Genomic DNA, 12106 nt, shown 5'->3' on the forward strand with positions numbered 1-12106 from the left:
CGATGACCTCCAGCGAGGCGGTCGTCGCACTGCGTACCGATAGATGACTTATCGCCGTGTTGGTTGCACAGTGATACGAACATACGGTCCCGGGGGGTTGGGTTAGTGGCCATGACGGTCACGATCCTGCAGGCCAATGGTCATATTGGGGGGACGTGTAGGTGACTCGAACGGTAGGAGGCCGTTACCGGCTGTATGAGTTTCTGGCCGGTGGAGATACCGGCGAGGTATGGGAAGCGCTCGATCTCGGCACTGACCGTACCGTTGCCGTCAAACTGTTGTATCCCGACCTCGCCGCGGATCCGCGGCTGGTCGACAGGTTCGTGCGTGCCCAAGGTCAGCTCAAGATGCTGTGGCATCCGAGCATTGCCCGGCTGCTCGACATCGTGGCGGAAGAGGGGACGCTGGCCCTGGTGACGGAGCTGGCGCCGGGGGTGGACCTGGGTCGCCGGCTCGCGCGTGAGGGCCCGCTCGACGCCGGCAGCGCGTCCGCGGTGGGGGCCGCGGTGGCCGACGCGCTGAGCGCCGCGCACCAGCTGGGCGTCGTGCACGGCGACGTAAAGCCGTCCAATGTGGTGGTTCCGCCGCGCGGGGAGGGTCCGGCCCGCGTCACCGACTTCTCGGTGATGCTTCTGGTACGGGCTGGGCGCCGCTACCCAGAGCCCTTCGAACGGCGACGGTACCGGGCGCCGGAGGTGACCGAAGGCGCGATCCCGGTGCCGCCCAGCGACGTGTACGCGCTCGGCGCGATGCTCGCCGAGATGCTGCCCGGCGACCCGCCGGCGCGGCTGCGGATGATCGCCGAGGAGTGCGTGCGCGCCGACCCGGGCTCGCGCCCGTCCGCCGCGGAGATTGGCCACGAGCTTGGCGCGCTGGCCGCGCGGCTGGAGTCGGCGCCGGTCGCGGTGGGACCCGCGGGGCAGCTGGCCATCGATGCCACCCCGGTCCGGACCCGTCGCCGCCCGGGAGGAGGGCGTGGACCCGCCTGGCTTCTCGGGAGTCCGGCCCGCATGGGGATCGTGTTCGGCCTGGTGCTCGCGCTGGTGCTCGGCGCGTTCGCCGTGACCCGCCCGTGGCAGCCGGCCAGCGACCAGGACGGCGAGGGCACCAGTACGCCCAGCGGCTCACCCGGTGGTGCCGCCTCGGCGGCCGGGACGGTCAAGCCGCCACAGATGCCGGCTGCCGCCAGCGCGCATACGCGGGAGGGCGGGGTCGAGTTCGTCCGGTACTGGTTCGCGCTGCTGAACTACGCGCAGGGTAGTGGTGACACCTCGCCGATGAAGGCGGCCGCCGGCCCGGGCTGCCGGGAGTGCGACCGGATGGTGGAGACGGTCGACGGCGCATACGGCGACGGTGGCTCGATGAGTGGTGGCGTGTACGTGGTCCGTAACGTCGCCACCAACGGACTCTTCACTCTCGACAGTCCGATCTTCGAGGCGACGCTCGACCGCAGCCCGCGCGCCACGCTCGACCGTACCGGCGTGGAGCGGGACAGCCTGCCCGGCCTGACGGTCGCGAACTGCATGGTGAGCCTCGACTGGACCAGCGACCGCTGGCGGGTCGTGGGCGTACCCACGGCGGGCTGCGTGGGCTGAGGAGGGGCCGCGAGCAGCGAAAATCGGTGGCGTTGTGGAGAGTTGATCTCGTAGCGTCACCGTTACTATGCGTTCCTTACCGGTCGACGATCCCGGCACGCCCGATCACCGGTCACCCACCCGATTCCTGTGGTGGCTGGCCGTGCGTGCGTGGCCGTCAATGCTCGGCGGCATCTGCTGGGGCGTCGTGTGGATGGTCAGCCAGGCCCTGATGCCAGCGGTGATCGGCAAGGCGGTCGACGCCGGCCTGGCCGACCGCGACCGTGGCGCGCTGCTGACCTGGGGCGCCGTCCTACTCGGACTCGGCCTTGTCCAGGCGGCATCCGGCATCATCCGGCACCGGTTCGCGACGTTCAACTGGCTCACGGCGGCGTACCGGACCATCCAGATCACCATCGCGCAGGCCAACCGCCTCGGCGCCACGTTGCCGAAGCGACTGGCCACGGGCGAGGTGGTCAGCATCGGTACCGCGGACATCAACCACATCGGCAGCGCGCTCGACGTGGTGGCGCGCGGCTCCGGCGCGGTGGTCGCGATCATCACGATCGCCGCGATCCTCTTCGGCGCGTCGGTGCCGCTCGGCCTCGTGGTCATCCTCGGCGTGCCGCTGCTGATGGCGCTCGTGGGCGGGCTGATCCGGCCGCTGCACCGCCGCCAGCAGGCATACCGCGAGCAGCAGGGCAAGCTCACCAGCCGGGCCGGCGACATCGTCACCGGGCTGCGGGTGCTGCGCGGCGTGGGCGGCGAGGCGACCTTCGCGGCGCGCTACCGCGCCGAGTCCCAGTCGCTGCGGTCCGCCGGGGTACGGGTGGCGCGGGTCGAGTCGATGCTGGAGGCGGCCCAGGTGCTCGTGCCGGGCGCCTTCGTGGTACTGGTCGTGTGGCTGGGCGCCCGGTTCGCGCTGCGCGGTGAGATCACGCCTGGCCAGCTTGTGGCCTTCTACGGGTACGCGTCGTTCCTGATCGCTCCACTTCGGACGATCACGGAGGCGATCGACAAGCTGATTCGCGGGCACGTGGCCGCGCGGCGGGTGGTGGCGATGCTGGCGCTGCGGCGCGACCTGGCCGAGCCGGCCCAGCCTGCGACGCTGCCCGACGGCCAGGGCGACCTTGTCGACGCGGAGTCCGGCGTCGTGATCCGTCCCGGCCGGCTCACCGCGATCGCCGCGCACACGCCCGAGGACGCGGCCGCCATCGCTGACCGCCTCGGGCGGTACGTGGACGGCGAGGCGACGCTCTCCGGCGTACCCCTGCGGGACCTGTCGCTGGCGACGGTGCGGAAGCGGATCCTGGTGGCCGACAACGACGACCGTCTCTTCTCCGGCCCGCTGCGGGAGGAGCTCGCGGGCCTGGGCGGCGAGGTCGACGACACGCGGATCGCCGCAGCGCTGGCGGCCGCGAGCGCGACCGACGTCGTCGACGCCCTGCCCGACGGGCTGGACACGGTGGTGGCCGAGCGCGGCCGCGAGTTCTCCGGTGGTCAGCAGCAGCGGCTGCGGCTGGTCCGGGCGCTGCTGGCCGACCCGCAGGTGCTCGTGCTCGTCGAGCCGACGAGCGCGGTGGACGCGCACACCGAGGCGCGGATCGCCGCGCGGTTGGGTGCGGCGCGGGCCGGGCGGGCCACGGTGGTCTGCACGACGAGCCCGCTGATGCTCGACCGCGCCGACCACGTGGTGTTCGTCGAGGACGGGAAGGTGGCCGCCGAGGGCAGCCACGCCGAACTGCTGGAGACCGAGCCGCGGTACGCCGCGGTGGTGACCCGAGGGAGGACTCGTGAGTACAGCGTTGCCGATCGCGGACGCGCGGCAGGTGCGGCGGTACGCCCGCGCGCTGATGCGCCGGCACCCCGCCGCGCTGGCCGGCGCGATCGGCCTGCACGTGCTCGCCGCGGTCGCCGGTCTGGCCGCGCCGCGCCTCATCGGCGACCTTGTCGAGGCGATCGAGCGCGGCACCACGACCGTCACCGTCGACCGGATCGCGCTGGTCATCGCTGGTTTCGTGGTGGTGCAGGCGGTGATCACGCGGTTCGCGCACATCGCCTCCGCGCGGCTGGGCGAGCGGGTGCTGGCCGAGCTGCGGGAGGACTTCGTCGACCGGATTCTCGCCATCCCACTGTCCACGGTGGAGCGTGCGGGCACCGGTGACCTGGTGACCCGCACCTCGCGTGACGTCGCGGCGCTGTCCCAGTCGGTGCGCTTCGCGGTACCGGAGACGCTGATCGCGCTGGCGACCGGCGCGTTCGCGATCGGCGCGCTGTTGCTCGTCGACCCGCTGCTGGGCCTGCCTTGCCTGGTCGCGGTGCCGGCCCTGTGGGTGGGTACGCGGTGGTACCTGCGCTACGCGCCCGACGGCTACCTGCGGGAGAACGCGGCGTACTCGGACATCACCGACGGGATCACCGAGACCGTGGAGGGCTCGCGCACGACCGAGGCGCTGCGCCGGCAGGACCGTCGGCGGCGGCGCACGAACGAGGACATCCGCCGGCAGTACGCGGCCGAGCGGTACACGCTTCGGCTGCGCACGGTCTGGTGGCCGTTGACCGAGGTGTCGTACGTGGTGCCGGTCGTCGCCACGCTCGTCGTGGGCGGCTGGTTCTACCTGGAGGGGTGGGTATCGCTCGGCGAGGTGACCGCCGCCACGCTGTACGTGCAGCTGCTCGTCGACCCGCTCGACCGCTTCCTCTCCTGGCTGGACGAGCTCCAGGTCGGCGGCGCCTCGCTGGCCCGCATCCTGGGCGTCTCCGAGGTGCCGGAGGACCGCACAGCGTCGGGCGTGCGGCCCGAGGGCGAGGACGTCGAAGCGCGCGACGTCCGATACTCCTATGTGGTGGGACGGGACGTGCTGCACGGTGTCTCGCTCGCGGTGGCGCCGGGGGAGCGGCTGGCCATGGTGGGACCGTCCGGCGCGGGCAAGTCGACGCTCGGTCGGCTGCTGGCTGGCATCCACGGCCCGCGCACCGGCTCGGTGACGGTGGGCGGCGCGCCGCTTGTCGAGCTGCCGCTGGACGAGTTGCGTTCGCACGTCGCGCTGGTCACCCAGGAGCACCACGTCTTCATCGGTACGCTCCGCGAGAACCTGGTGCTGGCCCGCCCGTCGGCCACCGACGAGGAGGTACGCGCCGCGCTGGCCGCGGTCGACGCGCTGGAGTGGGCCGGCACCCTGCCCGACGGACTGGCGACGGTCGTGGGGGCAGGTGGGCACCCGCTCTCGCCCGCGCAGGCGCAGCAGCTGGCGCTCGCGCGGCTCGTCCTGGCCGACCCGCACACGCTCGTACTCGACGAGGCGACCTCCCTCATCGACCCGCGCGCGGCCCGCAACCTGGAGCGCTCGCTCGCCGCGGTGCTGGCGGGGCGCACGGTCATCGCGATCGCGCACCGGCTCTTCTCCGCCCATGACGCCGACCGGGTGGCCGTGGTCGAGGACGGACGGATCACCGAGCTCGGCTCGCACGCCGAGCTGGTCGCGGCCGGTGGCTCGTACGCGGCGCTGTGGCGGAGCTGGCACGGGTCATAGAAGACCGTCTTGCAAAGGAGTCTTTGCAAGACTAGGTTTGCAAACATGTCTAGGGAAGATCGGGTCCGGCTCGATCCGACGTCGCTGCGCGGGGTGGCGCATCCGCTGCGGGTGCGCATCCTCGGGCTGCTGCGGCAGGACGGGCCGGCCACCTCCACCACGCTCGCCGAGCGTCTGGGCCTTTCCACCGGCGCGACCAGCTACCACCTGCGGCAGCTCGCGGCGTATGGGTTCGTGGTCGAGGAGACCGGCCGCGGGGTGGGTCGGGAGCGCTGGTGGCGGGCCGCCCACAAGGGCACGGTGCTCGACCAGGAGACGGTCAAGCAGGCGCCGGGCGACGCGGAGACCTACATGCGGGCGGTGGCCGCCACCTACGCCGACACCATGGAGCGATGGCTCGGTGAGACGCAGGTGCTGCCGGAGGAGTGGCGTCCCGGCAGCACGCTCAGCAGCACGACGCTCCGGCTGACGCCGGACGAGGCGGGGCGGCTGCGTGAGGAGCTGCTCGCCGTGGTCGAGCGCTACCGCGAGCACTCCGAGCCGGATCCGCCGGAGGGCACCGAGATCGTCCAGTTCCAGGTGCAGCTGATGCCCTTCGTAAGGCCGCTGGACAACGGATGAAACGGGGTTTCGCCGGCCTGCTCGCCGCCGAGGGAGTCTCCTTCATCGGCACCCGGATGTCGTTCGTGGCGCTGCCCTGGTTCGTGCTCGTCACGTCGGGCAGCGCGGCCCGCACCGGCATCGTGGCATTCGCCGAGATGCTGCCGTACGTGCTGGTCTGCGCGTTCGGCGGCCCGCTGCTCGACCGCCTCGGCCACCGGCGGGTGAGCGTGCTCGGCGACCTCGGCAGCGCGGTGGCGGTGGCGGCGATCCCCCTCCTGCACCACGGCCCTGGGCTGAGCTACGGCGGGCTTGTCGCGATCGTGACGCTGCTCGGCACGCTGCGCGGCTTCGGCGACTCGGCCAAGCGCGTGCTGCTGCCCCGGACCATCGCCACGGCCGGCATCAACGTGACCCGCGCGACGAGCCTCCACGATGGCCTGTTCCGCCTCTCCACGCTCCTCGGCCCGCCGGCGGCCGGCCTGCTGGTCACCGCCTTCGACGCGACGGTGGTGCTGCTGATCGACGCCGCCTCGTTCGGAGTCGCCGCGGTCCTGATCGCCGTCCTGGTGCCGGGCGCCGAGGCGGAGCGGCGGCACGAGCCGTACCTGCGGGCGCTGCGAGCCGGCTGGCAGTTCATCGGTCGAGACCGGCTGCTCCTCGGCCTGGCCGTCATGATCTTCGTGACCAACCTGATCGACCAGTCGTACTCCGCGGTGCTCGCGCCGGTCTGGGCTCGTGACGTGGCCGGCTCCGCTACCGCGCTCGGGCTGCTCTTCGGCCTCTTCGGCGTCGGCGCGGTGGCCGGCAGCCTGGTCTTCGCGGTGGTGGCGCCGCGCCTGCCGCGGTACGGCACGTTCGTGATCGGCATGCTGATCGGCGGCGCGCCCCGCTTCGTCGCGCTCGCGCTGGGCGGCGACACGTGGGTGGTCTACGCGGTCGTGCTCCTCGCCGGCTTCTCGATCGCCGGCGTCAACCCGGTGCTCAGCGCGATGCAGTACGAGCGGGTGCCCGAGGCGATGCGCGCCCGGGTGCTGGGCATCACGCTGGCCATCGCCTGGGGTGGCATCCCGCTCGGCGCGCTGCTCGGCGGCTGGTCGGTGGAGTGGCTCGGGCTGACCGTGTCGTTGCTGCTCTTCGGCGCGCTCTACCTCGCGGTGACGCTGGCGCCGTTGGCACTTCCGGAGTGGCGGGAGATGGACCGCTCAGCGGGTCAGCCCCATGAAGACCAGCAGCAGGACGAGCGCGGCAGCGGCGATGGCGAAGATGACGAGCAGGTCCCGGCGGCCGGTGTCCGGAGCGGCCGGGGTGGTGACGGGCTCGGCGGGTAGGTCGCGGGTCACCGCGGAGAGCTCGGCGAGCGTCCGCGCCGCGTAGGCGCTGTCCACCCGCTCGGTGAACTCGTCGAGCGTCAGCCGCCCGGCCTCGGTGTGCCGCTGGAGGGCATCCACGACGCGGTGCCTGTCCTCATCGGACGCCCGCAAATCCTCGCTCACGGCCGTCCTCGCTTCGCTGCGGGCGGCCGTGCGGCTCCAAGCGCCCTGTGCCTGATGGTTCGCTCGCTCCGCTCGCTCACGGCCACAGGGTAGCCCCGGCTCAGCTCGACGAGGGACCAGCGCTCAGCTCAAGAGGGGATCAGCCAGTAGGCGCTCGAACGCCAGCTCGGCGGCGCCGATGAGCGCGCCGTCCTCGCCGAGCTGCGGGGTACGCAGGCGGACGTGCTCGCGGGCGGCGGGCAGGGCCATGGAGTTGAGCCGGCTGCGCACCTGGGCCGCGGCGGCGAGGTAGACGTCGCGGAGGGTACCGCCGAAGATGACCATCTCGGGGTCGAAGATGTTGACCAGGTTGGCCAGGCCGAAGCCGAGCCAGTCGCCGACCTGCCGTACCGCCGCCTGGGCGTTCGCGTCGCCTCGGGAGGCCGCGTCGACCACGGCCAGCGCCGCGCCCCGGCCACCGTCGCCGTCCCGCCCAGCGGCATGGAGCAGCGCGCGGTCGCCGATCTCGGTCTCCCAGCAGCCGCGCGAGCCGCAGTTGCAGGGCCGTCCGCCGGGCAGCACCACCATGTGGCCGACCTGTCCACTCTGTCCGGCGTGGCCGGTCAGCCGCCGCCCGCCGACGATGATGCCGGCGTCGACGCCGGCATCGCGATGGAGATAGATAACGTTGTCGCAACCAACTGCCGTGCCTCTGGCGTGCTCGGCCAGCGCGGCCACGTCGGCCGCGTTGCCGACCACGATGGGCCGCTCGGCGCCAAGCTCGCCGGTGAGCAGCGCACCCAGCGGCTCGGCCACCGCGGCGCTGTCGGTGCCCCCGCTCAGCACCGCCTTGCCATCGGCCCGCCGCATCATGCGAGACACCGAGACGCCGCCGCCGACGTACAACGCCGTGTCCGGCACCGACTGCTGTAGGTCCTTGACGAACTCGGCCAGCAGCGGGACCGCCTCGGCCGCAGGCAGGCCGGAGGGACGGTCGTCCACCCGGTGGTCGAGCACCTCGCCACCCAGTCCCACCCGGGCCGCACGCAGCAGGTCCACCTCGATGCTGAACGCGTAGGCGTACACCCGCTCCGACTCCGGCCGGACGACCAGCGATGGTCGTCCGGCCCGGCCGGTCTCCCGCGGCGCCGCCTCCGTCACCAGGCCGGCAGCGGCCAGGTCGGCGGTCAGCGCCCCGATCGTGCTGCGGTTGAGGCCCAGCTCAGAGGTGAGCTCGGCGCGCGAGGTCGGGCCGTGGATGTGCACGTACCGAAGGAGCGCACCGAGGTTCTGCCGGCGCACCTCCTCCTGGCTTGGTCCCGTGCGCATCCGTTGCCCAGCCTCCCCAGTCGACTTAAGGGCGCTACCTATTGCCCGTGGCAGCCGCCCGCCTGCGGGACAGGGCGTCCACGCCGGCGGCCAGCAGCAGTACCGAACCGGTGAAGACGAACTTCTGGCCGGAGCTGAGGTTCATTAGGCCCATGCCATTGTCGATCACGGCGATCACGGCGCCACCGAGGACCGCGTCGAGTACGCGACCCTTGCCGCCGAAGAGGCTCGTACCGCCGATGACCGCCGCGCCGACGGCGTAGAGCAGCACGCTGCTACCACCGGTGTTCGGGTCGACGGAGCGAGCCCGGCTGGCCGCGATGATGCCGCCGATCGCCGCCATGAACGAGCAGATCACGAAGACCGAGATGCGGATCTTGTCCACATTGATACCGGCCCGGCGTGCTGCTTCCCGGTTGCCGCCGACCGCGTAGATGTGCCGCCCGTACGCCGTGCGGTGCAGGACGAACGTCCACACGATCAGCAGTACCGCGATGATCGGCACCACGATCGGTACACCCTTGAGCGAGTTGATCATCGGGTTGATGCTCCGCTCGAGGTTGAGGAAGTACACCGCGAGGGCGAGGATGAGCGTCAACCCGGCGATCCGGCCGAGCACCACTGCCAGCGGCTCGGTGACCAGGTTTCGCGCCTGCCGCCGGCGCAGGCTCATCAGCTGGACCAGTGCGTAGCCGCCCGCGATCAGTATCACCAGGACCCAGCCCAGCCAGGGCGGAAGGTTGCGGTTTTCGATCGCGACGATCACCTCGTCGCCGATGGAGATGTTCGTACCGCCCTTGATGAGCAGCAGCACCGTGCCCTGGAAGGCGAGGAACGCGGCGAGGGTCACCACGAACGACGGGATGCCGACCTTGGCGACCAGGAAGCCGAGCACCAGGCCGATCACGATGCCGGTCGCGAGGGCGGCCAGGATCGCGACGTACCAGGGGAAGCCCTGCACGGCCACGACCTGCGCCAGGACCGCCGCGCACACGCCGCTCGCGAAGCCGGCCGAGAGGTCGATCTCGCCGAGCAGCAGCACGAAGACAAGGCCCATCGCGATGACGGCGACCGCCGCGCCCTGGGTGAACAGGTTGGCGAAGTTGCCGGCCGAGAAGAAGGCCGGCCGCATGATGCCGAAGAAGACACAGAGCACGACCAGGCCGAGCACGGCGGGCAACGCGCCCAGATCCCCGCCGCGGATCCGGGCGACGTAGTCCCGAGCGATGGTGGCCACCGTCGGCTTCGGCGTCACGGCCGCCGGTTCGATCTGTTGCGCCGTGATGGTCATTCCTTGGCTCCCGGGATGGTCGGTTCCATGAGCTCGTGGCCGTTTTCCGCCGGGGGCAGGCCGAGGTTTCCGCTACGGCCGGCGGTGATCAGCTCGACCACCTGTGCGTGGGTGACGTCGGTCGTACGGACCTGGGCGACCATGCGGCCGAGGAACAGCGCCGCGATGTTGTCCGAGACCGCGAAGACATCGTTCATGTTGTGCGAGATCAGGACGACGGCGAGGCCGTTGTCGGCCAGCCGCCGGACCAGCTCCAGCACCTGAGCGGTCTGCGCCACACCGAGCGCGGCGGTCGGCTCGTCCAGGATGACGAGCTTGCTGTTCCAGAGCACAGCCTTGGCGATCGCCACCGTCTGCCGCTGGCCACCGGAGAGGCTCGCGACGAGCTGGCGGAGCGACTTCACGGTACGGACGGAGAGGCCGGCCAGGGTCTTGGCGGCCATCTGCTCCATGGTCGGCTCGTCCAGCACGAGGCCCGAACGCTTCTCCCGGCCGAGGAACATGTTCTGGACGATGTCGAGGTTGTCGCAGAGCGCCAGGTCCTGGTAGACGACCTCGATGCCGAGCGTGGCGGCGTCCCGCGGGCTATGGATGCTGACCGGGTTGCCCTCGAAGAGGAACTCGCCCTCGTCGCTCGGATAGATCCCGCTGATGCACTTGACCAGCGTCGACTTGCCGGCGCCGTTGTCACCGACGAGCGCGGTGACCTCGCCGGGCGGTACGGAAAAATCCACGTCTTGCAGGACCTGTACGGGGCCGAACCGCTTTACGATCCCGCGCGCTTCAAGCAGCGGTGTCACGGTGCCATCTCCTTTTGGCGTTGATCCAGGGCCGGGTGTCCCACCGATGCGCTGGCCGAGGACGGTTCAGACGGCGACCGGCGGCGTTGGAGAACCGCGGGTCGCCGCCTGAGTCCTGTCTCGGCTTGGCAAAGACCGTCAGGGCAGGGCCCTAGGGCATACCGTGCCGACCGATCGGTCGACGCCGATATGCCCTAGATCGACCGTAGCTCAGGTCAGCTGATGCCGGCCTGGGTGCAGGCGGCGGCGTAGCTGCCCGTGCACAGCTCTTCCTTGGTGACGAAGCCGTCAGCGATGACGTCCTTCACGCTCTCCTTGGTGATCGCCACCGGAGTCAGCAGCACCGACGGGACGTCCCGGCCGCCCTCGGGGTCCTTGACCGTCTGCGAGGTGCTCTTGCGCTCGCCCTTGGCCAGGCCGATGGCCAGCTCGGCGGCCGCGTCGGCTTCCTTCTTGATCGCCTTGTAGACGGTCATGCACTGGTCACCCGCGAGGATGTTCTGCAGGCCCTGAACGGTGGCGTCCTGGCCGGTAACCGGGACTCGACCGTTCAGCTTGTTCTTCTTGAGGATGGAGATCACCGCGTTGCCGAGGCCGTCGTTCGCGGCCAGCACGCCGTTGATCTTGCCGCCGGTCTGGGTCAGCATCTGCTCGAAGATCGTGCCGGCCCGGGCGTTGTCCCAGTCCGGAACCCACTGGTCCGGGCCCTGGACGTACTCGCCGGCGTCGTACTTCGGCTTGAGCACCGAGTCGTAGCCGTTCTTGAACAGCGTCGCGTTGTTGTCGGTCTGCGAGCCGTTGAGCTCGGCCACGACCGGCTTCTGCGCGTTGGCGGCGGTCAGGCACTTGACCAGGCCCTCGCCCTGGAGCTTGCCGACGGCCTCGTTGTCGAAGCTGACGTAGTACTCGGCGGAGCCGCCCAGCGTCAGCCGGTCGTAGTCGATCGTGGCCACACCCTGCGACTTGGCCTTGTCGAGGACGGCCTTGCCGGTGCCGGAGTCGAGGTTGACGATCATGAGGACCGTCGCGCCGTTGGTGATCATCTGGTCGGCCAGGGTCTGGAAGGTGTTCTTGTCACCCTGGGCGTTCTGGATGTCGTACTGCACGCCGGCGGCCGTGAAGGCTTCCTGGAGGTACTTGCGGTCCGCGGTCTCCCAGCGGTCCGAGGACGCGCTGTCGGGGAGGATCACGCCGATCTTCGGCGTCTTGCCGCCGCCGTTGGTGCCAGAGCCGGTGTCACTGCCGGAGTCGTCGCCACACGCGGCGAGCGACCCTACTGCCAACAGGCTGGCGGCAGCGATGGAGAGGATCCCTTTGCGCATTGCATGGGCCCTTTCATCGAAATGTGGGTGTTGGTGGGTGTTTCGCGCGTCGTGGCGCGGTGAGCGTCGTGGGGCACGTACTTTTGTTGTGTCCGGCAACGTATTCCGGCAGAGAGCGATCCCACAAGACCGCTGACGCCACGAGTTTGTTGGCAGCGATAACAATTCGGCAACGTGATCGA

8 protein-coding genes and 2 pseudogenes are annotated in these 12106 nt (G+C 70.9%); 5 read left to right on the forward strand and 5 right to left on the reverse strand.

Annotated elements, in window-relative coordinates; all coding sequences use genetic code 11:
* Positions 1-161 precede the first annotated feature (161 nt).
* From Pflav_RS37095 to Pflav_RS37115, 5 genes and pseudogenes are all read left to right on the forward strand, one after another.
* Positions 162-1595, forward strand: a complete 1434-nt coding sequence (locus tag Pflav_RS37095) for a DUF6318 family protein (protein WP_173041298.1) — start codon at positions 162-164, stop codon at positions 1593-1595.
* Between the two features lie 67 nt (positions 1596-1662).
* Positions 1663-3360 (forward strand): annotated as a pseudogene (locus Pflav_RS37100) (ABC transporter ATP-binding protein); the annotation flags it as partial.
* A gap of 7 nt (positions 3361-3367) precedes the next feature.
* Entirely contained in the window at positions 3368-5107 is a 1740-nt protein-coding gene (locus Pflav_RS37105) for an ABC transporter ATP-binding protein (RefSeq protein ID WP_173041299.1), read from the forward strand.
* A 45-nt stretch (positions 5108-5152) separates the two neighbouring features.
* Positions 5153-5728, forward strand: coding sequence for an ArsR/SmtB family transcription factor (locus Pflav_RS37110; RefSeq protein WP_173041300.1), 576 nt, complete (start codon positions 5153-5155; stop codon positions 5726-5728).
* Positions 5725-6879: pseudogene (locus Pflav_RS37115) on the forward strand (MFS transporter); the annotation flags it as partial. The gene Pflav_RS37110 and the pseudogene Pflav_RS37115, both read left to right, overlap by 4 nt.
* A gap of 33 nt (positions 6880-6912) precedes the next feature.
* Here Pflav_RS37115 and Pflav_RS46685 read toward each other — a convergent pair.
* The 5 genes from Pflav_RS46685 to Pflav_RS37140 all read right to left on the reverse strand — a co-directional run bounded on the left by Pflav_RS46685 (position 6913) and on the right by Pflav_RS37140 (position 11924).
* A complete protein-coding gene (locus tag Pflav_RS46685; RefSeq protein ID WP_232072348.1) occupies positions 6913-7203 on the reverse strand; it encodes a DUF1707 SHOCT-like domain-containing protein in 291 nt (96 codons plus the stop codon).
* Between the two features lie 123 nt (positions 7204-7326).
* Positions 7327-8511, reverse strand: coding sequence for an ROK family transcriptional regulator (locus Pflav_RS37125; protein WP_173041302.1), 1185 nt, complete (start codon positions 8509-8511; stop codon positions 7327-7329).
* Between the two features lie 34 nt (positions 8512-8545).
* Complete coding sequence (locus tag Pflav_RS37130; protein ID WP_173041303.1) at positions 8546-9802, reverse strand: sugar ABC transporter permease; 1257 nt, start codon at positions 9800-9802, stop codon at positions 8546-8548.
* On the reverse strand, positions 9799-10650 hold the full coding sequence (locus Pflav_RS37135) for an ATP-binding cassette domain-containing protein (protein ID WP_197939039.1): 852 nt from the start codon (positions 10648-10650) through the stop codon (positions 9799-9801). Before Pflav_RS37135 ends, Pflav_RS37130 begins: the two co-directional genes overlap by 4 nt.
* 167 nt (positions 10651-10817) lie before the next feature.
* Positions 10818-11924 (reverse strand): sugar ABC transporter substrate-binding protein, encoded by a 1107-nt coding sequence (locus Pflav_RS37140; protein ID WP_173041305.1) that lies wholly within the window; start codon positions 11922-11924, stop codon positions 10818-10820.
* Between the last annotated feature and the right edge of the window lie 182 nt (positions 11925-12106).

The organism is Phytohabitans flavus (assembly GCF_011764545.1).
Classification (GTDB): Bacteria; Actinomycetota; Actinomycetes; order Mycobacteriales; family Micromonosporaceae; genus Phytohabitans; species Phytohabitans flavus.